This window comes from Bradyrhizobium sp. SZCCHNR1093 (assembly GCF_032381175.1).
Classification (GTDB): domain Bacteria; phylum Pseudomonadota; class Alphaproteobacteria; order Rhizobiales; family Xanthobacteraceae; genus Bradyrhizobium.
Window position 1 is genome coordinate 74,490 of the sequence record NZ_JAUHJJ010000016.1, and the last position, 23,951, is coordinate 98,440.

Sequence of the window (23,951 nt, forward strand, 5' to 3'; positions counted from 1 at the left end):
CGACCTGCGCTCGTGGCGACTACCGCAGCCTGTTCAACAACCCCAGCAGCGTCTCGCGTTCCTTCGCATCGAGCGGCGCCAGTGTCTCCTTGGAGATCGCCAGCGCGAGCGGTGCGGTCTTCTCCGCGAGCTGCTGGCCGGCGCGGGTCAGGCTGACTAACAGCCTGCGACCATCCTGCGGGTCCGGGCTGGTTTCAGTGAGACCGCGCGCCGTCAGCCGATCGATCACGCCCTTGATGGTCGCGACATCCATCGCCGTGAACCGTCCGAGCTGGTTCTGAGAGCACGGTCCGGTCTCGACCAGCTTCGACAGCGCCGCCCATTGCGTCGGCGTCAGGTTGCTGCCGATATCGCGCGCGAAGATCATGGTGTGGCGCTGCCATACCTGCCGCAGGATGAAGCCGATCTGGTCGTCCAGCACATAGGCCGTCCGGGCCGGCTTTGGCGCAGCCTTCGCGGCTTGCTTGGCCTGTGGCTTCGGCGTCGTCTTGGTCGCCGCTTTTGTCGATCGCTTCAGCGGGGCGCTCTTGGCCATATCTTTCCTCGCCTCAGATCGACAGATGCGCGTCGCGGATGTCGGGCCGCGCGTCGAGCTCGGCCATGGTGCCGGAGAAGCAGATGCGACCGCGCTCGATGATGTAGGCGCGGTCAGAGATCAGCTTCGCGAAATGCAGGTTCTGCTCGGAGACGACCAGCGAGACGCCTTCCTTCTTCATGGTCAGGATCGCATCGACCATCTGCTCCACGATCTTCGGCGACAGGCCTTCCGAGGGCTCATCGAGCAGGACCAGCGACGGATTGCCCATCAGCGTGCGGGCGATGGTCAGCATCTGCTGCTCACCACCGCTCATGCGGCCGCCCGGGCGGCTCTTCATCTCGCCGAGATTGGGAAACAGCTGATACAACTTCTCGCGGGTCCATTGCGGGGCATTGGGCCGCGGCTTCTGGCGCCCGACCTCGAGATTCTCCTCCACCGTCAGCTCGGTGAAGATTCTGCGCTCTTCCGGAACATAGCCGAGGCCGGCGCGGACGATCTCATGGGTCGGCGCGGACGAGATGTCCTTGCCCTCGAACATGATCTGGCCCTCGCGCAGCTCGACCAGGCCGACGATCGAGCGGAAGGTTGTCGATTTGCCGGCGCCGTTGCGCCCGAGCAGCGCCACCACCTCGCCCTCGCCGACCTCGAGGCCGATGTCGAACAGGATATGCGCAGGACCGTAGTGGCTGTTGAGATTGGCGACGGACAGCTTCATGCCGGAGCTCCCTCGCGATGATCGGCATCATACAGCAGGCCTTCCCCGAGATAGATCGCCTGCACCTCGCGATTGGCCCGCACCTCGGCTGGCGATCCCTCGGCAATGAGGCTGCCACGATTGAGCACGAGAATGCGGTCCGCATGCTCGAACACCACGTCCATGTCGTGCTCCGTGAAAAGGACGCCGATCGACTGCTCACGCGCAATTCCGGCGGTCAGCCGCATCAGCTCGACGCGCTCGCGCGGCGCCATGCCGGCGGTCGGCTCGTCCATGAGCAGCAGCTTCGGCTGGTTGGCGAGCGCGATCGCGAGCTCCAGCCGCTTGAGGTCGCCATAGGCGAGCTCGCCGCAGGGACGCTCGGCATAGCCGGCCATGCCGACGAGATCGAGCAGGCGATCTGCTTCGTCCCGCTCGATGGCAAGCATCGGGCTCCAGAAATCGAACAGGCGGCGATGATGCGAGACCAGCGCGACCTGGATGTTCTCACGCACCGTCATGGTCGGATAGGTCGCGGTGATCTGGAAGGTCCGCCCGACTCCGAGCCGCCAGACTTCGCGCGGCTTGCGCCCCGTGGTCTCCTGCCCCATCACGGTGATGCGGCCGCTGTCCGGCACGTTCTGGCCGTTGAGCATGTCGAAGCAGGTGCTCTTGCCGGCGCCGTTCGGACCGATCAGCGCGAGGATCTCGCCGGCCTGCAGCGTGAACGACACGTTGCGGACGGCGTGAATGCCGCCATAGGATTTCGACAGGCCTTCGACGGAGAGCAGCGACACGCCGAGACTCATTGTGCGCCCTCCATCTTGGCCGACAGCGAAGTCCCCTTGGGGGCCGCTGCGCGGCGCCGATGCATGACGGTTTCGACCACGCCCACGATGCCTTTCGGGAACACCACCACGATCAGCACGATGAAGATGCCGAGCACGAGCTTCGACCAGTCGGTCTGGCTGACCAGCCAGATGTTGAGCGCCTTGTAGACGATGGCGCCGAAGATCGCGCCGGGCACCGTCTCGACGCCGCCCAGCAGCACCATGACCAGGGCATCGACCGACAGCGAGATGCCCATGTTGTCCGGAAAGACGCTGCCCTTGAGATAGGCGAACAGCGCACCGCCGAGGCCGGCCGTCGTGCCGGCGATGATGAACGCCGTCCACTGGATACGCTTGCCGTTGATGCCGATCGACTCGCTGCGCAGCGGAGAGTCGCGCATTCCGCGCAAGGCGTAGCCGAACGGCGAGAAGGTGATCAGACGCAGCACGCTGACGACCAACGCGGAGACGCCGAGCGCGAGCCAGTAGAAATGCGACGGCGACGCGGCCCATTTCTCCGGCCAGAGACCGAGAATGCCGTTGTCACCGCCGGTGACCGCGACCCATTGGAACGCGATCGACCACACGATTTGCGCAAAGGCCAAGGTAAGCATCGCGAAATAAACGCCCGAAAGCTGGACGGCGAAGGCGCCGAACACGGCCGCACCAAGCGCGCCGAGCAGCGGCCCCAGCAAGAGGCAGGCGATCATCGGCAGCCCCGCCATCTTCGCGAGGAAGGCGACGCCGTAAGCGCCGAGGCCGAAATAGGCGGCGTGACCGAACGAGGCGAGGCCGCCGACCGCCATCAGGAAATGCAGCGACGCCGCGAAGATCACGAAGATCGCGATCTCGGCGCCGACGGTCAGCGCGTAGTTGCCGGCGATGAAGGGCAGCATCGCCGCCAGCGCCAGCGCGACGAGAGACGCCAGCCGCTCGACCGAGCTCAGCGGACGCCAGGGAATGACGGTGAGACCGGGTGTGCGCCGCGCCGGCGCCTCCTTCTTGCCAAACAGGCCCCAAGGCCGCACGACCAGCACGACGGCCATCACCAGGAACACGAGGATCAGCGAGATCGTGGGGAAGATGAGAATGCCGAAGGCATTGAGCTCCGACACCAGCACGGCGGCGACGAAGGCGCCGAGGATGCTGCCGAGGCCGCCGATCACGACGACCACGAACACCTCGACGATGATGCGCAGATCCATCGCGTGATGGACCGCGTCGCGCGGGATCTGCAGCGCGCCGCCGAGCGCGGCGAGGAAGACGCCGACGGCAAACACCGAGGTGAACAGCCACTTCTGGTTGACCCCGAGCGCCGCGACCATGTCGCGGTCCTGCGTCGCCGCGCGCACCAGGATGCCCCAGCGAGTGCGCTGGAACAGCAACCAGAGCACACCGAGCACGATCGGACCGAGCGCGATCAGGAACAGGTCGTAGCTCGGGATGTTCTGACCGAAGAAGTCGACCGCACCTTTCAATCCCGGCGCGCGGCGGCCGACCAGATCATCCGGTCCCCAGATCAGCACCACGAGATCTTCGACCATCAGGGTCAAGCCGAAGGTCGCGAGCAACTGGAACAGCTCCGGCGCGTGATAGATCCGGCGCAGCAGCACGACCTCGACGAGCACGCCGATGGCGGCGACCGCGAGCGCCGCCACGATGATGCCGCCCCAGAAGCCGAGCGGACCGGACAGCCGCTCGGTGAGCGAAAAGGCCACATAGGCGCCGAGCATGTAGAACGCGCCATGGGCGAAATTCACGATGCGGGTGACGCCGAAGATGATCGACAGTCCCGACGCCACCAGAAACAGCGAGGCTGCACTGGCAAGGCCGGTCAGGAACTGGACGAAGTAGAAGGCCATGGGCGGTCCGCGTGAGGAGATCGTCGAATCGATGAGCCGCATTTGCGCTCGGGCGCTCCTTCAGAGAGCTGACGAGCAAGCGTGGGGTGAGGGATCTCGGCCCGAACCTGTAGATCAGGCGTCGTATTCCCTCACCCCGCCCGCTCTCCCCCTGCGGGAGAGGGAGAAGCAGGATCGTGTGGATCAGTCCTTCGGCCGGAGCTTGCCGACTTCCGCGTCACCAGGCAGATAGTCCGAGCCCTTGCGGTAGACGGTGTCGACCATGATGCCCTTGCCGTCCTTCAGCGCGGTCTTGCCGACGTAAGCGCCGAGCGTCGACTGGTGGTCGATCTTACGGAACGTGATTTCACCGAAGGGCGACGGCACGGACAGTCCCTCGGCCGCGGCGATCAGCTTGTCGGTATCGGTCGAGCCGGCCTTGGCGAGAATGGCGGCCGCCGACTTGATGGTCTGGTAGCCGACGATCGAGCCGAGCCGCGGATAGTCGTTGTACTTGGCCTGATACGCCTTCAGGAACGCGTCGTGCTCGGGCGTCTTGATCGAGTACCAGGGATAGCCGGTGACGATCCAGCCCTCGGGCGTCTCCTCCTTGAGCGGATCGAGATATTCCGGCTCGCCGGTCAGGAAGCTGACGACCTTGCGGTCCTTGAACAGGCCGCGGGTGTTGCCTTCGCGGACCAGCTTCACGAGATCGGCGCCGAAGGTGACGTTGAGGATCGCCTCCGGATTGGCGGCGGCGACGGCCTGCACCACCGGACCGGCGTCGATCTTGCCCTGCGGCGGCCACTGCTCGTCCACCCACTGGATGTCGGGCCGTTTCTCCGACAAGAGCTTCTTGAACACCGCGACGGCCGACTGGCCGTATTCGTAGTTCGGCGCAATGGTGGCCCATCGCTTGGCGGGAAGCTTGGCAGCCTCCTCCACCAGCATCGCCGCCTGCATGTAGTTCGACGGGCGCAGGCGGAAGGTGTATTTGTTGCCCTTCGCCCAGGTGATGGCGTCGGTCAGCGGCTCGGCCGCCAGGAAGAACACTTTCTTCTGGTTGGCGAAGTCGCTGACGGCGAGGCCAATGTTCGACAGGAACGTACCGGCGAGCATCGCGACGTTCTCGCTCGACACCAGTTCGTTGGCTGCGGTCTGCGCATCGGCCGGCTTGCCGCTGTCGTCCTTGGAGACGACGACGAGCTTCTTGCCGTTGATGCCGCCGGCTGCATTGACCTCCTCGACCGCGAGCTGCCAGCCCTTGCGATAAGGCTCGGTGAACGCCGGCAGCAGCGAATAGCTGTTGATCTCACCGATCTTGATGACGTCCTCGGCGCGCGCCGCGCCCGTCAGTCCCGCGACGGCAAGGCCCAGGCCTGCCGCAAGCATCGTTCTCCGTCGCATCCCTTCAGCCTCCATGTTGAGTCGAATTACCGTAGACCGTCCTCGCCCTTGATCTCGGCGACCGTGAGCCCGCCGACGCGCGGCAGCGGACGGCCGCTGTCGGTGACCGCGAGCGCGACCATGATCTCATTGGCGCGTGGCGCGTCGTTGATCTGCACCTCCATGCCGTCGAAATGACTGCGCACGAAGGCCGCATCTTTATGGCCGAGCGGAATGTCGAGCGTGCAGCCGACGCCGCCGCGCTTCTTCGACGAGGGGATCAGCGCCGCGCCCTTGCCGAGCACCTTGCGCACCGGCGCCCCCATCTTTGGATGCAGGATCGCGGCCGCATGCTCCAGCTCGCCGTCGCTGCCGACGGCGGCCGCCTTGCCGTAGCTGTGCGCGGCCGGTCCTTCAATGCCGAGCGCGGCCACGGCGCGCTTGGCCAGCATCTCGCCCAGCTCCTCGCCGATCGCAATCAGCGGCGACAGGTCCTCGACATAGCGGCCGGCAAACGGATTCTCGATCACCGCCACTGCCGCAGCCCGCCGCGTCGGCGGCGAGACGGACCGGCCCATCTCCTGATGGACTTCCTCGACCACGGTCACGATCTTCCTGATGACGGCGCTCATCGTCGACCCTTCGTATTCTGGCACATCATGCATCAAACCTCACGCCGCCGCCGCCCGCAACTGCGGCCGACGGACGATCTCGACCGCGCGCGGGCCGACAACGCGAATGTTGCCGCGGAGCTGCAGAACAGCGCCTTCGATCAGACCAGCCGACAGCAGCGACTGCCCACGATGCTCGCCCGCGGCCAGCGCTTCGGCAACCTCGACATCACGGAGCTCTCCGACCTCGCATGTGACGAGGCGGTCACCGAGATCGCTCTCCGGTTGCAGCTCGCACGCAGGTCGGCGAAGCACGGCCGGATGACCCGGAAGGTCGACCGCGTTGCCGATCACCGTCGCAGCCGCATCGGCCTGCGCCGCGCTACGCGCGAGCACCGTCACCGCATCGGCAATGCCCAGCGAGAAGCTGCGACCGTGGCGGCCCGATGTGGCGACACCGCCGATCGCGTCGGCAGCACGAAGCGTCATCCTCCGCATCACGCCCGCGCCGTCGGGACGGTCCATCAGCCCGACGCTGAACGTGGCGGCATCCCGCAGATGGAGTGCGATGTCACCGCCATTGTTGACATAAGCCCGCGTCAGCTTCGCCGCGCCGCGCATTGCGCCGAGAATCTCCTCGGCGACACTACCCGCGACAGCCGCCATCGGCGTGATGAACATCTCGCGCGCAAACGGCACCACGGCGGCATGCATCCGCTGCGCGACGACGCCCTTCAACGGGCAGCGATCCTGATCGGCCCCTCTGCGCAGCACGGACAGTTCCACACACAGCTCGTCGAGCAGCCCCGTAAAACGCTCGGCCGCCGCACGATAGGCCGCACCAATATCGCCATCGGCCGCATCTGCGCCGATGATCAGATCGATCGGGCCGTCCTGCAGATGCAGCCGCCGGTCGGGCAACAAGGCGATCTGTGGCCGCCGGCTCATGCGCCCGGCCTCGGCCACGGCAGTTGGCGGATGTCCTTGCTGACATCCTTGAGCGAAGCGAGCGGCTGGACGTAGTCCATGTGCCCGCCGAGCGCCGCATAGTCCGATAGCCTCAGCGTGAACTCGATCGGCGCGACGATCGCCGGCGTCGGCACATAGCCGAAGGCGCCGGCCGGCATCTGGGTCACGTCGACCATATAGGTGATGCCGCCGCCCGGCCAGACATAGACCGGCGCACCGCCGCTCGTCACCCGCGTCAGCGTATCCTTGACCGAGCGCGTCAGCCGCACCGGATTGTCGGTGACGCCAGCGCGCAGCGAGCCGCCGGCACCGGCCATGAACAGCACGGTGCACAGCGCCGGCTCGCAGTTCTCCTGGATGCGCTCGACCGAGAACTGCAGCTCCGGCGGCATCTCGCGCTGCACCGGCCTGAGCGACTCGTCGAGCACGTAGTATCCGGCATGCTCGCCCGTCGTGGACACCATCAGCAGCGTCGTTCCCGGCTTCGCCGTCTTGGGATCGAACGGCCCGAGGATCGACAGCGGATCGGAGATGTCGGTGCCGCCCCAGCCGGTTCCGGGCTGCGCCACCTGGAAGTAGCGGCCCGGCGTCGAGCGGCGTCCCTTCATCTTGATGCCGGTCGCAGGAATGTCGAGCAGCTTGCCGGCCTGGTGCTCCGACAGAACGCCGGTGATGTGATCATCAACCACGACGACCTCGTCGACCTTGCCCTGCCATTGCTTGGCGAACATGCCGATCGTGGCCGAGCCGCAGCCGACGCGCATGCGCTCTTCCTTGACGCCGTTGACGATCGGGGGCTGCCCCGCCTGCACGATCACGCTGGAGCCCCCGTCGACCACGAGTTCCACGGCTTTGCGGTTGCTGAGGTCCATCAGCGCGTCACAGGTGACACGCCCCTCCTTCTTGGAGCCGCCGGTGAGATGATGCACGCCGCCGAGCGACAGCATCTGCGAGCCGTATTCGCTGGTCGTGACGTGACCGACCGCCTCGCCGTCGACGCGCACCGTCGCCGCTTCCGGTCCGAGATAGCGGTCGGTGTCGATCTTCACCTTGACGCCGCAATAGCTGAAGATGCCCTCGGTCACGACCGTGACCATGTCGACGCCATCGACCACCGACGACACAATGAACGGCGCCGGCTTGTAGTCCGGATAGGTGGTGCCGGCGCCGATCGCGGTAACGAACAGCTCGGGCTGATGCACGATCTTGCCGTCCCAGTCGCCGCTCGCCTGGAACGGCACCAGCTTGCCGCCATGCGACACCGTGCGCTCCAGCAGGATATGCGGATCGACGCGCACCAGCACACCGTCCTGATTGGCATAACGGTCGCAGGCACCTGCCGCGCCCGGCTTGATGTAGCACATCACCGGACAGGCATCGCAGCGGATCTTGTCCGCGGCACCGTCGCTCGCCGTTTCGGTCACCATGCAGAGAAGCCTATCTTGAAGCGGAGCTGGCGGCAAACGTCCACACGCCGCGGCAATTCGTTCGTATACGAATGATGTCGCGCCCCTCCGTCGGCTGTCAAGCGCCACCGCGAACGAAAAGCACGATTGCCGGATAAACGATCAGTTTGCCCTGCACAATGACGACAAATCGTGCATACGCTGCAGCGCAAAACGTGGCACTTGCATGTTAGTACACAAACGATACGCTCGGAGCGATCGCCATCGCATCCTCGTTAACGATAGCATAGCGGACGACAGAAGGGCATGACGCCAGCAACGATTCGGCTGACCGTGAACGGACGGGTGCACGACGTCGCCGCCGCGCCCAGCACGCCCCTGCTTCATGTGCTGCGCAACGACCTCGCCCTGAACGGTCCGAAATACGGCTGCGGCCTGGGGGAATGTGGCGCCTGCACCGTGCTGATCGACGGCCGCGCCGCCCGATCCTGCGTCATTCCGGTGGAAGGCTGCATCGGCCGCGATGTCACCACGCTGGAAGGGCTGGGCTCGCGCGAGGCGCCCGATCCGGTGCAACAGGCCTTCATCGCCGAGCAGGCTGCGCAATGCGGCTATTGTCTCAACGGCATGATCATGACGACCAAGGCACTGCTGGCGATCAAGCCCGATCCGTCGCGCGATGAGATCAAGCAGGCGCTGCGCTACAATCTCTGCCGCTGCGGCGCCCATGTCGAGATCCTCCGCGCGGCGATGCGGGCGGCCGGCCACACGCTCGAGGCGCTGGACTGATGAACGATCGCCTCACCAAGGACGAAGACATGCCTCGCGGCTGGCTGGTCGTCGAGCGTCCCATGGCCGGCAACAATGGCCGGTTCGAAACCTTCATCCGGATCACGGCGGCAGGCGAGGTCTCGGCCTTCAACGGCCATGTCGATCTCGGCACCGGCATCCGCACCGCGCTGGGACAGATCGTTGCAGAAGAGCTCGACGTCTCCTTCGCCCGCGTCGTGGTCGTGCTCGGTGACACCGCGGTCGTGCCGAACCAGGGCGCGACCATCGCCAGCGAGACAATTCAGATCACCGCCGTACCCCTGCGCAAGGCGGCGGCGCAGGCGCGCGCCTTCCTCTTGGCGCGAGCGGCCACGCAGCTCGGCCTCGACGTTCAGGATTTGACGGTCGAGGACGGGCTGATCCGCGGGCCCAACAACCGCGTCCTCAGCTATGGCGAACTGATCGGCGATGAGACGATCAGCCTCGCGCTCGCCGACGATATCATCGTCAAGTCGGTGAACGACTATCAGGTCGTCGGCCGCTCGGTGCCGCGCGTCGATCTGCCGGCGAAGGCGACCGGCGAGCTCATCTACGTACATGACGTGCGCGTGCCCGGCATGCTGCACGGCCGCGTCGTGCGCCCACCCTATGCCGGCGTCGATGCCGGACCGTTCATCGGCACCAGCCTGCTTGACGTCGACAGAGACTCGGTGCGCGACATCCCGGGTCTGGTCGACGTCGTCGTCATCGGCGATTTCATCGGCGTCGTCGCCGAGCGCGAGGAGAACGCGATCCTGGCTGCCGAGCGCCTCGAGGTGAATTGGAGGCCGGTGCCGACCTTGCGCGATCTCGACGATGTCGAGAACGCGCTGCGAGCCAATCCGTCCGCTCCGCGCCGGCTGCTCGACAAGGGCAATGTCGACGCCGCCATCGCCGACGCCGCCAAGCCGATGCGGAGGACCTATCTCTGGCCCTATCAGATGCACGGCTCGATCGGGCCGTCCTGCGCTGTCGCCGACTATCGCGACGGGCAGATCCGCATTTATTCCGGCACGCAGAATCCGCACATCCTGCGCGGCGATCTCGCCATGCTGATCGACTGTCCAGAGGATCACATCGAGCTGGTCCGGCTGGAGGCCGCCGGCTGCTATGGCCGCAACTGCGCCGACGATGTCACGGCCGATGCGCTGCTGCTGGCGCGTGCGGTCGGCCGCCCGGTGCGCGTGCAGCTGACGCGCGAGCAGGAGCATCTGTGGGAGCCCAAAGGCACCGCGCAGCTGATGGACGTCAATGGCGGCCTCAATGCCGACGGTTCGGTTGCGGCCTATGAATTCGCCACGCGCTATCCCTCGAACGGCGCGCCGACGCTGGCCTTGCTGCTCACCGGCCGCATCGCGCCGGAGCCCGCCGTGTTCGAGATGGGCGACCGCACCGCGATTCCGCCTTATGATTACGACCATATGCGCATCACAGCGCATGACATGCCGCCGATCGTGCGCGCCTCCTGGATCCGCGGCGTCTCGGCGCTGCCCAATACCTTCGCGCACGAGTCCTATATCGACGAGCTCGCTGCGGAGGCCGGCGTCGACCCGATCGAATACCGGCTGCGCTATCTGAAAGACGAGCGCGCGCGTGATCTCGTGAACGCCGTGGCCGAACGCGCCGGCTGGACGCCGCGCCCCGTGCGGGAAGAGAAGACGCCCGAGAACGGCGTCGTCCATGGCCGCGGCTTCGCCTACGCGCTCTACGTCCACAGCAAGTTTCCCGGCTACGGCGCGGCATGGTCGGCCTGGATCGCCGATGTCGCCGTGAATACGACGACCGGCGATGTCAGCGTCACGCGGGTGATCGCAGGCCAGGACTCCGGCCTGATGATCAATCCGGACGGGGTACGCCACCAGATCGAAGGCAACGTCATCCAATCCACCAGCCGGGCGCTGATGGAGGAGATTCCCTTCACGCGCGGCAAGGTCGCGGCGCGGGAATGGGGCGCCTATCCGATCATCACCTTCCCCGACGTGCCTGAGATCGACGTGCTGATGCTGCCGCGACCGGATCAGCCGCCGCTCGGCGTCGGCGAGTCAGCGTCCGTGCCAAGCGCCGCCGCGATCGCCAATGCGATCTACGACGCCACCGGCGTCCGCTTCCGCGAGCCGCCATTCACGCCGGAGCGCATCCTGAAAGGACTGCGCGGCGAACGGGTGGAGACGCCGGCGCCGCAGTCGCTGCCCGCCCCCGAAAGACCGGCGACCACGTGGCTCAAGCCCTTTGCCAAGCGGGGCGGCGTGATCGCCACCGCCGTCGCGGCCTGCGCCGCGGCGATCGGCGTCGCGGCAGCCGTGCTGCCCTGGCGCGCCATCGCGCCGATCCCCCGCCCCGATCCCTCGGTCTATTCCGCTGCGACGGTCGCGCGCGGGGAGGCGCTCGCGGCGCTCGGCAATTGCGCAGTCTGCCACACCGCGGACAGCGGCCTGATCAATGCCGGCGGCCGTGCGCTGGAGACGCCGTTCGGCACGCTGTTCAGCACCAATATCACGCCCGACGTCGAGACCGGGATCGGCGCCTGGTCCTATCCCGCCTTCGAGCGCGCGATGCGCGAGGGCGTGCATCGCGACGGCCGGCAGCTCTATCCGGCGTTCCCCTACACGCATTTCGCACGAACCGATGATGCCGACCTGCAGGCGCTGTACGCCTACCTGATGGCACAGGCACCGGTCCGACAGCAGGCGCCGGACAACGCGCTGCGCTTCCCGTTCAACCTGCGGCCGCTGGTCGCCGGGTGGAATGCACTGTTTCACGACACGCAGCCGTTCAGGCGTGATCCAACACGATCAGAGCATTGGAATCGCGGCTTCTATCTCGTCGAAAGCCTCGGCCATTGCAGCGCCTGTCACTCGCCGCGCAACGCGCTCGGCGCCGAGCAACGCAACGCATATCTCGCTGGCGGCTTCGCCGATGGCTGGGAAGCCCCGGCACTGACCTCGCTCTCGAGTGCCCCGATCCCGTGGACCGAGGACGAACTCTACACTTACCTCCGCTCCGGTCAGTCGCGCTTCCATGGCGTGGCCGCCGGTCCGATGGCACCGATCGTCAAGGATCTCGCGACGCTGCCCGATGCCGACATTCGGGCCATGGCGATCTATCTCGCCTCGTTCCAGACGCCCTCGCCCGAGGCAGCGAAGCTGGAGGCGATGGCCGCGGAATTGGAAGCGCGCACCAAGGTGACCTCGACGCCGTCTCCGGCGGCACGGCTCTATCTCGGCGCCTGCGCGGTCTGTCATGAGGTCGGCGGCCTGCCAATGTTCGGCAGCCGCCCCTCGCTGGCGCTGAACAGCAACCTGCACAGCGCCACACCCGACAATCTGATCCAGGTGATCCTGCACGGGATCATGAAGCCGGCCTCGTCCGACCTCGGCTACATGCCGGCGTTCAAGGAGCATCTCAGCGACGTCCAGCTCGCCGAACTCGTCGCCTATCTCCGTCAGCAATTTGCCCCGGACAAGCCGGCCTGGACGGGCGTTGACGCCGCCCTCGGTCGCATCAGGTCCGCCGTGGCGCAGTGAGGCCGAGCATGCTCCTTCAGCGCCCGGCGCCCCGACCACCACCCTGACGCGCATTCGGGCACCTCCTTGCCAGTAATTTCGCCTTGCGGCAGTCGCCCTGCCGCTTCTAGAATTTGAGACTATGTTCCAAAAAATGGAACAAACGGTATCATCATGAGCGCCCTGACCAACGCCATCGACATCCTGCGCTGCTTTTCGACCGCGCGACCCGACCTCTCCTTTGCCGACGTCCAGGTCCTGACCGGCAAGCCGAAAAGCTCGACCTCACGTCTGCTCCGCTCGCTGCGCGATTGCGGCCTGCTCGAGCAGGACCCGCATAGCCGACGCTACCGCCCGGGCCTGCTGACCTTCGAGCTCGGGCGGCTTCACCGTGCCCATGACGACCTGATCGCCACCGCCGAGGGCGAACTGCGCGATGTCTGCGCGCGCACTGGCCACACCGGCTACATCGCCGTGCTCGACGGCTATCAGCAGGTGGTGCTGCGGATCGTGCCCGGCTCCAATCCGCTGCGCGTCGTCAACCCGCCCGGCCAGCGCACGCCGGCAATCATCACCTCGAACGGCCGCGCCATGCTGGCGCGTCTGTCAGACCAGGAGATCCGGGCGCGGGTGCCGCTCGACTACCCGAAGGTCCCGGCCAACTCGCCGCAGAACTTCACCGAGCTGATGGCGCGGCTGAACGAGATCCGCCGGACCGGCATCTCGGACGCCGCCGACGAGGCCATCGAGGGCGTCGGCTCGCAGGGCTTTGCGCTGGCGAGCGGCGAGAGCGGTGAGCTGATCGGCATCGCCGTCTCCTATTCGGTGCAGGCGACCACCGAGATCGAGCGCGCCAACGTCCGCCGCGAGCTCGGCGCAATGGCAGCCAAGCTGCGGCGCATGACCGGCGATCCGCTCGGCCAGACCATCGAGCAACTGGCCGGACTGGCCTCCTGATGACGAGCAGCAGCGCGCCGCGCGTCAACAGCATGGCGCTGTTGATCCTGCCGAGCGCGTTGCTGTTCGCGCTGTTCTTCTTCCTGCCGATCGGATTGATGGCGCTGATGAGCGTCCTGACCGGCAACCCCGTGGTCATGCCGAACGTCGCCCTCACCGCCAAGCACTATGCCCGCATGGGCGATGACGGCTACTATCTCGAGGTGATCTGGACCACGATCCGGATCGGCCTCTGGACGACCCTGGCCGCGCTCGTGATCGGCTACCCGCTCGCGCATTGGATGGCGCGGATCAAGAGCCGCACCGGCCATGCGCTGCTGCTGATGGCCGTGCTGGCGCCGATGCTGACCGGCATCGTGGTGCGCACCTTCGCCTGGATGACGCTGCTGTCCGACAAGGGTGTCATCAACCAGATCCTGACCTCGCTCGGGCTGATCACCAGGCCGTTGCAGCTGATGTACAATGAGACCGGCATCATCATCGGCCTCGTCCACATCTATGTGCCTTTCATGGTGCTGACGCTGACTGGCGTGATCGGCCGCATCGACGAACGGCTGGAGCAGGCGGCGGAGAATCTCGGCGCCAGCCCGTGGCGCGCTTTTCTCGAAATCACCCTGCCGCTCAGCCTGCCCGGCATCCTCGCCGGTTCGCTGCTCGTCTTCGCGCTCGCGATCAGCGCCTACGTCACGCCGATCCTGCTCGGCGGCTTCCAGATCATGACCCTGCCGATCCTGATCTACCAGCAGATCTCCGCGAACTTCAACGTCGGATTCGCGGCTGCGCTCGGCATGGTGCTGCTCATCATTTCGCTCTCGCTCGTTGTCGCGTATAATCACGTGCTCGGCCTCGTTTCGGGCCAACGCGAGCTGCAATGAGGGCCAATATGACGAGCCTTGCTCCAGGATCGCGGCCGCCGCTTGCTGCGCCGATCGATCTGGCGGCCACACCTGCCCTTCGCAGCAAGACGCGGCCGCTCCGGTGGGGTCGCAGGCTCTATCTCACCGCCAATACCGGCATCCTCGCCTTCCTGCTGGCGCCGATCGCGATCGTGATCGTGTTCGCTCTGAACCCCACGCCTTTCATCCAGTTTCCGCCAGTCGGCGCCTCCTTGCGCTGGTTCGAGAAGTTTTTCGCCTCGCGCGACTTCATGCACGCGCTGCTCTTCAGCATCGAAGTTGCGGCCATGACCACGGCCGCGGCCACCGTGCTTGGCGCGTCGGCCGCGCTGGCGATCGCCCGCGGCAACCTGCCAGGCTCGCGGCTGATCGTGGCGACCATGCTGTCGCCGCTGATGCTGCCCGCGATCCTGACCGGTCTTGCACTGTTCCAGTCCTACGTGCTGCTCGATGTCGGGCGTCCCTTGTGGGGCCTCGTCGCGGGCCATACGCTGGTGACGATTCCCTACGTCGTGCGCACCACGCTCGCGGTGTTGCATAATTTCGATGTCAGGCTGGAGGAAGCCGCGCAAAATCTCGGCGCCAGCCCCACCCGGGCCTTCTTCGAGATCACTCTGCCGCTGGTGAAGCCCGGCGTTCTGGCAGGCGCGATCTTTGCTTTCATCGTCTCGTTCGACCAGTTTCCGGTGTCGCTGTTCCTGGTCGCGCCGGGTAGCGAGACCTTGCCGATCACGCTGTTCAACTATCTGAAGTTCGATCTCGACGGCACCATCGGCGCGGCCTCGGTGGTCTCGATCCTGCTCGCCTTCATCGTCGTCATCGCGCTCGACCGCACCGTAGGTCTTCGCTCCTACGTCAAACTCTAAGGGAGATCCCGGACATGACCGCCTCATCGCGTCGTTTTCCTCTGAGCCGCCGCCGCCTGCTGACCGCGGCTGCGTCGCTCGGCGCCGGCGTTGTCGCTGCTCCCTATGTCGCGCGTGCGGACGAGCCCGTTCTCAACGTCACCGGCTGGGGCGGCAAATGGGGTGACGTGATGAAGGCCGAGATCGGCCCGGCCTTCGAGAGCGAGTTCAAGTGCAAGCTCAAGACCGACACCGCGCTGCCGTTCCTGCCGAAGCTGCAGGCGAGCTCACGCTCGGCCCCGGTCTACGACGTGCTGCACACCAACTCCAACGAGCAGTGGGCGGCCGTGGCGATGGGTCTCGTCGAGCCCAAGGTCGACCCCAAGCTGGTTCCGAATATCGCCGACGTCTATCCTTACGCCGTCAGCGACAAGATCGTCGGCGTCTGCATCTTCACCAGCGCCATCGGTCTCGGCATGCGCACCGACAAGGGCTATGGGAGCGTCACGTCGTGGAAAGACTACTGGGATGCGAAATTCAATGGCGCGCGCGGCGGCTATGTGATCCCAGCCAATAGCCTGGGACAGGCGTTCGTGATGATGTGCGGCGCGCTGTATGGCAAGGGCCAGACCGACCTCGACGCCGCCTATGGAGCGCTGGAGAAGCTGAAGCCGATCAAGCTGGTCGACTTCACCGGCGCGATGGAGAAGCTGATCCTGTCCGGTGAGGTCGGCCTCGGCATCCTGCATGATTCCGGCATCTATCGTTACGACGGTCAGAACCAGCCGGTCGACTTCGTCACGCCGAACGAGGGCGTGCTGTCGCTCGAGCAAGTGCTGAGCATCACGCCCGGCAGCAAGGTGAAGGAGCTCGCCAACGCCTATATCAACTACATGCTGCGCCCCGAGGTCCAAAAGCGCCTCGCCGAGACGGTGTGGTATTCGCCGGCCAACAAGAAGGTCAAGCTCGACGCCAAGTATGACGCCAAGCTGCTGACGACACCGGAGAAGGTCAGCAAGCTGATCCAGGTCGACTGGAAGTGGTACAATGCACGAAAAGACGAGATCGACAGCCGGGTCAACCGGATCTTCCGCGCATGAGCGCTGCCATCGAGATCGCCGCGGTCAGCAAGATCTATGACGGCGGCGTACGCGCACTCGATGCGGTTGCCGTGAACATCAGGCCTGGCGAGTTCTTTTCGCTGCTCGGCCCGTCCGGCTGCGGCAAGACCACCACCCTGCGCATGATCGCCGGCTTCGACAGCCCAAGCGCCGGCGAGATCCGCCTCGACGGCGCCGACATTACCCATGTGCCGGCGCACAAGCGCGACATGGCGATGGTGTTCCAGAACTACGCCCTGTTTCCGCACCGGACCGTGGCCGAGAACGTCGCCTTCGGCCTGCGCATGCGCAAGATCGACAAGGCGACGATTGCCGCGAAGGTGAAGGCAGCGCTGGCGATGGTTGAACTCGGAGGCCTGGAGAACCGCAGGCCGGCGCAACTGTCCGGCGGACAGCAGCAGCGCGTCGCGCTCGCCCGCGCCATCGTCATCTCGCCGCGCGTGCTGCTCTGCGACGAGCCGCTCGGCGCGCTCGACAAGAAACTGCGCCAGCAGATGCAGTTCGAACTCAAGCAGCTGCAGAAGACGCTCGGCCTCACCCTCGTGTTCGTCACCCACGACCAGGAAGAGGCGCTGGCCATGTCGGACCGTATCGCGGTCATGAACGCCGGCCGCATCGAGCAGATCGGTACCCCGGTCGAGATCTACGATCAGCCGCGAACGCGTTTCGTCGCGGATTTCATCGGCGACACCAACATTTTTCGCGGCCAGCGCGTGACCTTGGACAATGGCGTCGGCATAGCCGCCGGCAACGGTCTGGTGCTGGCCCTGGCGGACACGGTCGCAGCAGCCGAGGGCGAGGTTCTGTCGGTCGCGCTGCGGCCGGAGAAGATATCGGTGTCACCAGCCGAAGTGGCCGATGCCAAGCGGACGGGCATGTCCGTGCGCGGCACCGTCGACAGCACCAATTTCCTCGGCGGCGCGGTGCTGTACCGCATCGCCCTGGAGAGCGGACAGCACGTGCTGGCGCAACAGCCGAATTCCGGGGCTGGTCCGCTCCACGCGCCGGGTCAAACGGTCACGCTCGACTGGCGTCCGGCCGATCTCGTCATTCTCGAGGATTGATATTGTGAACGTTAAATTCTTATTCCCGCAGCAGTACCGTGCGCCGCAGTCACAGAGCACCGTCGAGGAGCTCGTGCCGTGAGCGCGGCCGGCATGGAGACGATCAGCCTCGACGACATCGAGTCGCTCGCGGTCGGCGCCTGGATCCTCGGCACCGGCGGCGGCGGCAGTCCCTATCTCGGCCTGCTCAACCTGCGCCGGCTCTATGCGGAAGGACATCGCGTGCAGATGATGTCGCCGCTCGACCTCGCAGACGACGACTGGGTCGCGGTGGTCTCCAACATGGGCGCCCCCTTGGTCGGGCAGGAACGGCTGGCCGACAGCCGCAGCATCGCGCGTGCGGTGCGCATGCAGGAGGAGATCAACGGCATCACATTTCGCGCCGTGATGTCGGTCGAGATCGGCGGCGGCAACGGCATGCAGGCGCTGATGGCGGCGGCGCATCTGAACATTCCCGTGGTCGACGCCGACTGCATGGGCCGCGCCTTTCCCGAGGCGCAGATGACGTCGGTCGCGATCGGCGACCTCAAGCCCTATCCCTGCACGCTCTACGATCCGCGCGGCATCGAGGCCGTCGTGACCAAGGTGCCGAGCTGGAAGTGGATGGAGCGCGCCAGCCGCAAGATCTGCGTCGAGATGGGCTCGATCGCCTCGACCAGCAAGGCGCCGCGCACCGGCCGCGAGGTCAAGGACTGGGGCATCCATTTCACCACCACCAAGGCCATCGCCATCGGCCGCGCGGTCGAGGCCGCCAACAGGAGCCACCACGATCCGATCGCGGCGATCCTCGATTGCGAGGGCGGGCAGCGGCTCTTCAATGGCAAGATCGTCGACGTCGAACGCCGCACCACCGAAGGATTTCTGCGCGGCAGCGCCGTGATCGAGGGCAGCGACGACGATCGCGGCACCCGGCTCAAGCTGTCGTTCCAGAACGAATGGATCGTGGCTTGGCGCGATGGCAAAGCCATCGCAATGTCGCCGGACCTGATCTGCGTGCTCGACAGCGTCAACGGCCACGGCATCGGCACCGAGACGGTGCGCTACGGCCAGCGCGTTACCGTGATCGCGCTGCCCGCACCGTCCGTGCTGACCAGCCCGCGCGGGCTCGAATTCGTCGGCCCGCGCGCCTTCGGCTATGACCTCGATTTCCGGTCGCTGTTTGCGACCCCTGGAGCTCCCTGAGAATGAAGCGGATTGGCATTGACGTCGGTGGCACCAACACCGACGCCGTCCTGATTGCCGACGACGAGGTCGTCCACTCCGTCAAGAGCGCAACCACCGCCGACGTCACCTCCGGCATTCTCGCCGCGCTCAGGGCGCTGCGAGAAAATCCCGCCGCGGCCGTGCCGGTCGACGCGGTCGTGATCGGCACCACGCATTTCATCAATGCGGTGGTGCAGCGGCGGCACCTGCAGAGGATCGGCGCCATCCGAATCGGGATGCCCGCCTCCGCCTCGCTGCCGCCGTTCTGCGACTGGCCGGCCGATCTCGCCGCGCTGGTCAGCGCCGAGACCTTCATGCTCGAAGGCGGCCACGATTATGATGGCCGCCCCTTCATGCCGCTCGACACGGCCGGACTGAGGGCCGCCGCGCACGCGATCAAGGCCAAGGGCCTGCGCGCGGTCGCGGTCGCCTCGTCGTTCTCGCCGCTCGACCCGAGCTGCGAAAACACTGCGCGCGAGATCCTGGCCGAGATCTGCCCCGAGGTCGCCGTCACCCTGTCGCACGACCTCGGCCGCATCGGACTGCTGGAGCGCGAGAACGCCGCCCTGCTCAATGCCGCGCTCCACGACCTCGCGGTCACGACGGTCGCCGCCTTCCGCAAGGCGATCGCGGAGTCCGGCATCGATGCGCCGCTGTTCCTGACGCAGAACGACGGCACCGTGATGCAGGCGGAGATCGCGACCGCCTTCCCGGTCATGAGCTTCGCCTCCGGCGCCACCAACTCGATGCGCGGCGCCGCGTATCTCTCCGGCCTCGACGACGCCATGGTCGTCGACGTCGGCGGCACCACCAGCGACATCGGCCAGCTGCGCCACGGCTTTCCGCGCGAGGCCAACGCCGTCGTCGAGGTCGGCGGCGTCCGCACGCTGTTCCGCATGCCCGATTTGCTCTCGATCGGGCTCGGTGGCGGCAGCCATGTCGAGCAGGATCCGGTCCGCGTCGGCCCGCTCAGCGTCGGATACCGGCTGACATCCGACGCGCTGGTATTTGGCGGCGACCGTCTGACCGCGACCGACATCGCGGTCGCGGCGGGGCTGATCGACATCGGCGACAGATCGCGCGTCGCGCATCTGCCGAAAGGCCTGATCGACGCCGCGCTCGCCGACGCCCACCGCAAGCTCGAGGGCGACATCGACCGCATGAAGACCGAGGCCGGCGACGTGCCGCTGCTCGCGGTCGGCGGCGGTGCCTTCCTGGTGCCGGAGCGCCTCGCCGGCATCTCCAACATCGTCCGCGTCGACCATGGCGACTGCGCCAATGCGGTCGGCGCCGCCATCGCCCAGGTCTCCGGCGAGGCCGACCAGGTCTTCCGCGACCTGACCCGCGACGAGGCCATCGCCGCCGCGCGCGGCATCGCCGAGGCACGCGCCGTGCAAGCCGGCGCCGCCCCCGATACGCTCAAGACGGTCGACGTCGAGGACATGCCCATCGCCTACCTCCCCGGCAACGCGCTGCGCGTCCGTGTTCGCGTCGCCGGCGCCATCGCCGAGCCGACCATCGGCGCGGCGGCGTAGTCCATTGTCATCACGCCAGCTCGGCGATCCGCTCGACCCCGGCCTCCGCGCCTTGCGCCTTGGCCGCCGCCATCGAGCCGCCGAGGTCAATGCCCCGGCAGCCGTTGTCGACGACGATGGCCGCGAAGCCGAGCCGCCGCGCATCGACCGCCGAATAGTGCACGCAGAAATCGGTGGCGAGACCGACGAGAAAAACCCGCTTCAGGCCGCGCTCGCGCAGATAGCCGGCGAGGCCGGTGGGCGTGGTCTTGTCGTTCTCGAAGAACGCCGAGTAGGAATCGATCGCGGCACGAAAGCCCTTGCGGATGATGAGCTGCGCCTTGTCGGTCGCAAGATCGGCATGGAAGGCCGCGCCCGGCGTGCCCTGGATGCAATGGTCCGGCCACAAGGTCTGCGGCCCGTAGGGCATCGTGACGGACTCGAACGGCGTCTTTCCCGGGTGGCTCGAGGCGAACGAGCTGTGTCCCTCCGGGTGCCAGTCCTGGGTCAGGACGATGTGATCGAACTTCCCGCTCAGCCGGTTGATCACCGGCACCACGGCATCCCCGTCGGCCACGGCGAGCGCGCCGCCGGGACAAAAATCGTTCTGCACATCGATGATGAGCAGCAAATCCTCGTTGGCCTTGATCTGCATTCCGGTCTGCATCCGTTTCACGCGTACTCCGTCAAGGATGGCCCCAGCCCGCGGCAATCTCAAGCCGGACCGCCGAACAATCCGCGGCAAGCCAGCCCCTCCATTTTGGAATCCCTGCCCTGCAGGATGGGCCTGGAAACACCCGCCGATTCATGGATTCTCCCGGCGGGAGAGCGTGGCCGATGCAGACTGCCGTCACACACCATTCCAAGAGCCAGCGTCTCGAGCGCTGGGCGGTCGCCACCCTGCGCGAGGCCGGCGCGATCGTCGAATGCGAACAGCACGGCTGGATGCGCGAGCGCGGCGATCCGCATGCGCTGTCTCTTGCGCTTCGCATCGCACGCGACGATCCGCCACGCGGCTTGCGTAGCTCGGACGCGGTCGCGGCGATCGAGGACGTCCTGGCCGCGACCGGCGACACCTGCCCTGATTGTTCACGGCACGGAGAGCCGGAAGATCCGCCGCGATTCAAATAAGTGATTCCGCAGCTACCCCAAGATGCCCTAGCCTGAGGCCTCCAGCGGGAGACGCCATCATGCCGAATCATCCGGTCCCGTGGCTGCTGCGCAAGCCATGCCCGACCTGCGGTCGCGCGCTCGCGGTGCGCGAGGGCAAGGGCGGGCGCCGCGAGCTTACTTGCCCGACCTGCGATGGGCCCGATCCGCTGCACTCGCCCAAGGCGCTCCGCTGGGCGAGGGGATCGCTTCGGCCGCCGGAGCGGCCGAAGCAACATTGACGTCACTGGCGCGTAAGCTTGCGCTCGACTTTCTTGCGGCTGTTGCCGACCTTCTTGACCGCCTTCTTCACCGCGGACGCCGAGCGGCCGCTTTTCTTGGCTTCGTAGCGGACTTCGTAGTCCTGTCCACCCGCGACGCGGGCGCGATCCTGCTTGCGTCCGCGCGCTGACTTTGCGGTCGAGGCCTTCTTCTTCGTTGCCATGGTGCATCTCCTTCTCAGCGCGCAACGCGCGACCCATCGAAGCGGTTCCGCCGATGAGGAAGGCCCATCGCATCGATCAGCCGACGTCGAACTTGACGCCCTGCGCCAGTGGCAGGCTGCGGCCGTAGTTCACCGTGTTGGTGGCGCGGCGCATATAGGCCTTCCACGAATCCGAGCCGGACTCGCGGCCGCCGCCGGTCTCCTTCTCGCCGCCGAACGCGCCGCCGATCTCGGCGCCCGAGGGACCGATATTGACGTTGGCGATGCCGCAATCGGAGCCGCGCGAGGACACGAACAATTCGGCCTCGCGCAGATCATTGGTGAAGATCGACGACGACAGGCCCTGCGGCACGGCGTTGTGCAGCTCGATCGCGGCATCGAGATCACGATACGGCATCACGTAGAGAATCGGCGCAAAGGTCTCGCGCTCGACCGGGCCTGATTGCGCTTCGATCTCGACCAGCGCCGGCCGGACGTAATAGGCCTGCTCGAAGCCGCCGACGGCGACACGCTCGCCGCCGAACACGCGGCCGCCGTGATCGCGCGCGGCGCTCAGCGCGTCCTGCATGGCGTCGTAGGCGCCGCGATCGATCAGCGGGCCGATCAGGGTGCCCTGCTCCAGCGGATTGCCGATCGCCACCGAGGCGTAGGCCTGCTTCAGCCGTGGCACGAGCTGGGCGTAGACGTCGGCATGCACGAACAGGCGGCGCAGGCTGGTGCAGCGCTGGCCCGCGGTACCCATCGCCGCGAACGCCACGGCGCGCAGGGTGAGATCGAGGTCGGCCGTGGGCGTGACGATCGCGGCATTGTTGCCGCCGAGCTCGAGGATGGCGCGGGCAAAGCGGCCGGCAAGGCAGGCGCCGACGACGCGGCCCATGGCGGTTGAGCCGGTCGCCGACACCAGCGGCACCCTGGCATCGTCGACCAGCATCTCGCCGACCGTGCGGCCGCCGAGCAGCAGGCCGGCAAGCCCCTCCGGCGCCTCACCGCCCTCGCGGCGATAACGTTGCAGCGCGCGCGCCAGCAGCGCGTCGGTCGCGAGCGCGGTCAGCGGCGTCTTCTCCGACGGCTTCCAGACGACGCTATTGCCGCACACCAGCGCAATCGCCGCGTTCCAGGCCCACACCGCCACTGGGAAGTTGAAGGCGGAGATCACGCCGGTGACGCCGAGGGGATGCCAAGTCTCCATCATGCGATGCTCGGCGCGCTCGGTCGCGATGGTCAGCCCATAGAGCTGGCGCGACAGGCCGACGGCGAAGTCGCAGATGTCGATCATCTCCTGGACCTCGCCGAGCCCCTCGGAGACGATCTTGCCGGCCTCGATCGAGACCAGGCGGCCGAGCGCAGCCTTGTGGGCGCGCAGCTCCTCGCCCAACAGCCGTACCAGTTCGCCACGCTTCGGCGCGGGCACGAGGCGCCACTGCAAGAACGCGGCATGGGCGCGCGCGATCACCGCGGTCGCATCCGCCCTGGTGTCGTCGTGCACATGGGCCAACACCTCGCCGGTCACGGGCGAACGCGCGGCGCGCGTCCCACCGCGCAGCCGCTCCGGCGCAACGCCGAGCGAGGTCAGGATCTCGGCCGTTTCCGCAACGAGGGTCAGGGGCGATGCTTGGCTGGGCGACATATGCAACTCCGGATTGTCCCCCGCGCCGATGCGCGCGAGACGTCATGAATGGTCCATCATAAACGCCCCCGTGTAGATCAAATCCGGCTGCGGCGCGAGCACCCGGGCGCTGGGCAAACGGCCACTGGGAAGGTCGCTCGTCGGCGCACGGAGGCGTCCTCCCGCTCGTTCTGCCTCGCGCGCGCCGGCTGAGCCTTCTGGCGCGCATCGCCGAGATCCCGCGACGCAGCGCGCCCGGGTTGATCGGATCGATGAGCCCTCGCGAAACACGAGGGCGCATGGAATGCCGGGAGCTGGCCGCCCCCATGGCCCGCCTGCGAAAAAAAATGCAGGCGGCAGGAACCACAGGTTCAGCCGAGACATCCCGGCATTCCCCGCGCGATGGTCTTCACGATTATATCGTGATCTCCCCGGTGTGCGGCTCTTTAGCTGTGGTCTTCCAGGAGGTTGTCCATCCGGTCTGATCCGAGGAAGCTGAGGTTGCGAAGCTTCAGTGTTCCAAGGAGAGACCAGATGGACGTCCACAAGAATGCGCCTATGAC

General features: G+C 66.6%; 22 protein-coding genes. 11 read left to right on the plus strand and 11 right to left on the minus strand.

Annotated features, from left to right (window positions below; translation table 11 throughout):
- Nucleotides 1-19: 19 nt before the first annotated feature.
- The 8 genes from QX070_RS30815 to QX070_RS30850 form a co-directional block, all read right to left on the minus strand.
- A complete protein-coding gene (locus tag QX070_RS30815) occupies nucleotides 20-535 on the minus strand; it encodes a MarR family winged helix-turn-helix transcriptional regulator (RefSeq protein ID WP_315740911.1) in 516 nt (171 codons plus the stop codon).
- Nucleotides 536-548: 13 nt separating this feature from the next.
- Nucleotides 549-1,253 carry an ABC transporter ATP-binding protein gene (locus tag QX070_RS30820; protein ID WP_315740912.1) on the minus strand — a complete coding sequence of 235 codons (705 nt, stop codon included), beginning with the start codon at nucleotides 1,251-1,253 and terminating at the stop codon, nucleotides 549-551.
- Nucleotides 1,250-2,041: an ABC transporter ATP-binding protein gene (locus tag QX070_RS30825; protein WP_315740913.1), complete on the minus strand. Its 792-nt coding sequence runs from the start codon at nucleotides 2,039-2,041 to the stop codon at nucleotides 1,250-1,252. The genes QX070_RS30820 and QX070_RS30825 overlap by 4 nt, the downstream gene beginning before the upstream one ends.
- Nucleotides 2,038-3,924 (minus strand): ABC transporter permease, encoded by a 1,887-nt coding sequence (locus QX070_RS30830; protein WP_315740914.1) that lies wholly within the window; start codon nucleotides 3,922-3,924, stop codon nucleotides 2,038-2,040. Before QX070_RS30830 ends, QX070_RS30825 begins: the two co-directional genes overlap by 4 nt.
- Before the next feature lie 183 nt (nucleotides 3,925-4,107).
- Nucleotides 4,108-5,310: an ABC transporter substrate-binding protein gene (locus tag QX070_RS30835; protein ID WP_315740915.1), complete on the minus strand. Its 1,203-nt coding sequence runs from the start codon at nucleotides 5,308-5,310 to the stop codon at nucleotides 4,108-4,110.
- 26 nt (nucleotides 5,311-5,336) lie between these two features.
- Nucleotides 5,337-5,921, minus strand: coding sequence for an amino acid synthesis family protein (locus QX070_RS30840; RefSeq protein WP_315715503.1), 585 nt, complete (start codon nucleotides 5,919-5,921; stop codon nucleotides 5,337-5,339).
- Between the two features lie 39 nt (nucleotides 5,922-5,960).
- Nucleotides 5,961-6,848, minus strand: coding sequence for a UPF0280 family protein (locus tag QX070_RS30845; RefSeq protein ID WP_315740916.1), 888 nt, complete (start codon nucleotides 6,846-6,848; stop codon nucleotides 5,961-5,963).
- On the minus strand, nucleotides 6,845-8,296 hold the full coding sequence (locus QX070_RS30850; RefSeq protein WP_315740917.1) for a 6-hydroxynicotinate reductase: 1,452 nt from the start codon (nucleotides 8,294-8,296) through the stop codon (nucleotides 6,845-6,847). Before QX070_RS30850 ends, QX070_RS30845 begins: the two co-directional genes overlap by 4 nt.
- Nucleotides 8,297-8,581: 285 nt before the next feature.
- On the opposite strand from QX070_RS30850, the gene QX070_RS30855 reads away from it, so the two are divergent.
- The 9 genes from QX070_RS30855 (at nucleotide 8,582) to QX070_RS30895 (ending at nucleotide 20,209) form a co-directional block, all read left to right on the plus strand.
- Complete coding sequence (locus QX070_RS30855; RefSeq protein ID WP_315740918.1) at nucleotides 8,582-9,064, plus strand: (2Fe-2S)-binding protein; 483 nt, start codon at nucleotides 8,582-8,584, stop codon at nucleotides 9,062-9,064.
- Nucleotides 9,064-12,609, plus strand: coding sequence for a molybdopterin cofactor-binding domain-containing protein (locus QX070_RS30860; RefSeq protein ID WP_409998921.1), 3,546 nt, complete (start codon nucleotides 9,064-9,066; stop codon nucleotides 12,607-12,609). Before QX070_RS30855 ends, QX070_RS30860 begins: the two co-directional genes overlap by 1 nt.
- Before the next feature lie 153 nt (nucleotides 12,610-12,762).
- The gene (locus QX070_RS30865; RefSeq protein ID WP_315740919.1) at nucleotides 12,763-13,545 is read left to right on the plus strand and encodes an IclR family transcriptional regulator; all 783 of its coding nucleotides are present in this window, start codon (nucleotides 12,763-12,765) and stop codon (nucleotides 13,543-13,545) included.
- Nucleotides 13,545-14,420: an ABC transporter permease gene (locus tag QX070_RS30870; RefSeq protein WP_315740920.1), complete on the plus strand. Its 876-nt coding sequence runs from the start codon at nucleotides 13,545-13,547 to the stop codon at nucleotides 14,418-14,420. Before QX070_RS30865 ends, QX070_RS30870 begins: the two co-directional genes overlap by 1 nt.
- Nucleotides 14,421-14,428: 8 nt before the next feature.
- On the plus strand, nucleotides 14,429-15,307 hold the full coding sequence (locus QX070_RS30875; RefSeq protein ID WP_315740921.1) for an ABC transporter permease: 879 nt from the start codon (nucleotides 14,429-14,431) through the stop codon (nucleotides 15,305-15,307).
- Nucleotides 15,308-15,321: 14 nt separating this feature from the next.
- Entirely contained in the window at nucleotides 15,322-16,386 is a 1,065-nt protein-coding gene (locus QX070_RS30880; protein WP_315740922.1) for an extracellular solute-binding protein, read from the plus strand.
- Nucleotides 16,383-17,471: an ABC transporter ATP-binding protein gene (locus QX070_RS30885; RefSeq protein WP_315740923.1), complete on the plus strand. Its 1,089-nt coding sequence runs from the start codon at nucleotides 16,383-16,385 to the stop codon at nucleotides 17,469-17,471. Before QX070_RS30880 ends, QX070_RS30885 begins: the two co-directional genes overlap by 4 nt.
- 93 nt (nucleotides 17,472-17,564) lie before the next feature.
- On the plus strand, nucleotides 17,565-18,653 hold the full coding sequence (locus QX070_RS30890; protein ID WP_409999189.1) for a DUF917 domain-containing protein: 1,089 nt from the start codon (nucleotides 17,565-17,567) through the stop codon (nucleotides 18,651-18,653).
- A 2-nt stretch (nucleotides 18,654-18,655) separates the two neighbouring features.
- Nucleotides 18,656-20,209, plus strand: a complete 1,554-nt coding sequence (locus tag QX070_RS30895) for a hydantoinase/oxoprolinase family protein (RefSeq protein ID WP_315740925.1) — start codon at nucleotides 18,656-18,658, stop codon at nucleotides 20,207-20,209.
- Between the two features lie 10 nt (nucleotides 20,210-20,219).
- On the opposite strand, the gene pncA is transcribed toward QX070_RS30895, so the two are convergent.
- On the minus strand, nucleotides 20,220-20,855 hold the full coding sequence (gene pncA / locus QX070_RS30900; protein WP_315740934.1) for a bifunctional nicotinamidase/pyrazinamidase: 636 nt from the start codon (nucleotides 20,853-20,855) through the stop codon (nucleotides 20,220-20,222).
- A 170-nt stretch (nucleotides 20,856-21,025) separates the two neighbouring features.
- Between pncA and QX070_RS30905 the strand changes: the two genes are divergently transcribed.
- Both QX070_RS30905 and QX070_RS30910 read left to right on the plus strand, forming a co-directional pair.
- The gene (locus QX070_RS30905; RefSeq protein WP_315740926.1) at nucleotides 21,026-21,319 is read left to right on the plus strand and encodes a hypothetical protein; all 294 of its coding nucleotides are present in this window, start codon (nucleotides 21,026-21,028) and stop codon (nucleotides 21,317-21,319) included.
- A 59-nt stretch (nucleotides 21,320-21,378) separates the two neighbouring features.
- On the plus strand, nucleotides 21,379-21,579 hold the full coding sequence (locus QX070_RS30910) for a hypothetical protein (protein WP_315740927.1): 201 nt from the start codon (nucleotides 21,379-21,381) through the stop codon (nucleotides 21,577-21,579).
- A gap of 2 nt (nucleotides 21,580-21,581) precedes the next feature.
- On the opposite strand, the gene QX070_RS30915 is transcribed toward QX070_RS30910, so the two are convergent.
- Both QX070_RS30915 and QX070_RS30920 read right to left on the minus strand, forming a co-directional pair.
- Complete coding sequence (locus QX070_RS30915; RefSeq protein WP_315740928.1) at nucleotides 21,582-21,782, minus strand: DUF3606 domain-containing protein; 201 nt, start codon at nucleotides 21,780-21,782, stop codon at nucleotides 21,582-21,584.
- A 76-nt stretch (nucleotides 21,783-21,858) separates the two neighbouring features.
- Complete coding sequence (locus tag QX070_RS30920; protein ID WP_315740929.1) at nucleotides 21,859-23,409, minus strand: aldehyde dehydrogenase family protein; 1,551 nt, start codon at nucleotides 23,407-23,409, stop codon at nucleotides 21,859-21,861.
- Nucleotides 23,410-23,951: the final 542 nt, after the last annotated feature.

Coding starts and splice junctions, on each gene's coding strand:
- QX070_RS30920 (WP_315740929.1), bottom strand. CDS start 23,409: ATGTCGCCCAGCCAAGCATCGCCCCTGACCCTCGTTGCGGAAACGGCC.
- QX070_RS30915 (WP_315740928.1), bottom strand. CDS start 21,782: ATGGCAACGAAGAAGAAGGCCTCGACCGCAAAGTCAGCGCGCGGACGC.
- QX070_RS30840 (WP_315715503.1), bottom strand. CDS start 5,921: ATGAGCGCCGTCATCAGGAAGATCGTGACCGTGGTCGAGGAAGTCCAT.
- pncA (WP_315740934.1), bottom strand. CDS start 20,855: ATGCAGACCGGAATGCAGATCAAGGCCAACGAGGATTTGCTGCTCATC.
- QX070_RS30890 (WP_409999189.1), top strand. CDS start 17,565: ATGGAGACGATCAGCCTCGACGACATCGAGTCGCTCGCGGTCGGCGCC.
- QX070_RS30905 (WP_315740926.1), top strand. CDS start 21,026: ATGCAGACTGCCGTCACACACCATTCCAAGAGCCAGCGTCTCGAGCGC.
- QX070_RS30865 (WP_315740919.1), top strand. CDS start 12,763: ATGAGCGCCCTGACCAACGCCATCGACATCCTGCGCTGCTTTTCGACC.
- QX070_RS30860 (WP_409998921.1), top strand. CDS start 9,064: ATGAACGATCGCCTCACCAAGGACGAAGACATGCCTCGCGGCTGGCTG.
- QX070_RS30830 (WP_315740914.1), bottom strand. CDS start 3,924: ATGGCCTTCTACTTCGTCCAGTTCCTGACCGGCCTTGCCAGTGCAGCC.
- QX070_RS30895 (WP_315740925.1), top strand. CDS start 18,656: ATGAAGCGGATTGGCATTGACGTCGGTGGCACCAACACCGACGCCGTC.
- QX070_RS30885 (WP_315740923.1), top strand. CDS start 16,383: ATGAGCGCTGCCATCGAGATCGCCGCGGTCAGCAAGATCTATGACGGC.
- QX070_RS30845 (WP_315740916.1), bottom strand. CDS start 6,848: ATGAGCCGGCGGCCACAGATCGCCTTGTTGCCCGACCGGCGGCTGCAT.
- QX070_RS30825 (WP_315740913.1), bottom strand. CDS start 2,041: ATGAGTCTCGGCGTGTCGCTGCTCTCCGTCGAAGGCCTGTCGAAATCC.
- QX070_RS30820 (WP_315740912.1), bottom strand. CDS start 1,253: ATGAAGCTGTCCGTCGCCAATCTCAACAGCCACTACGGTCCTGCGCAT.
- QX070_RS30880 (WP_315740922.1), top strand. CDS start 15,322: ATGACCGCCTCATCGCGTCGTTTTCCTCTGAGCCGCCGCCGCCTGCTG.
- QX070_RS30870 (WP_315740920.1), top strand. CDS start 13,545: ATGACGAGCAGCAGCGCGCCGCGCGTCAACAGCATGGCGCTGTTGATC.
- QX070_RS30875 (WP_315740921.1), top strand. CDS start 14,429: ATGACGAGCCTTGCTCCAGGATCGCGGCCGCCGCTTGCTGCGCCGATC.
- QX070_RS30910 (WP_315740927.1), top strand. CDS start 21,379: ATGCCGAATCATCCGGTCCCGTGGCTGCTGCGCAAGCCATGCCCGACC.
- QX070_RS30850 (WP_315740917.1), bottom strand. CDS start 8,296: ATGGTGACCGAAACGGCGAGCGACGGTGCCGCGGACAAGATCCGCTGC.
- QX070_RS30815 (WP_315740911.1), bottom strand. CDS start 535: ATGGCCAAGAGCGCCCCGCTGAAGCGATCGACAAAAGCGGCGACCAAG.
- QX070_RS30855 (WP_315740918.1), top strand. CDS start 8,582: ATGACGCCAGCAACGATTCGGCTGACCGTGAACGGACGGGTGCACGAC.
- QX070_RS30835 (WP_315740915.1), bottom strand. CDS start 5,310: ATGCGACGGAGAACGATGCTTGCGGCAGGCCTGGGCCTTGCCGTCGCG.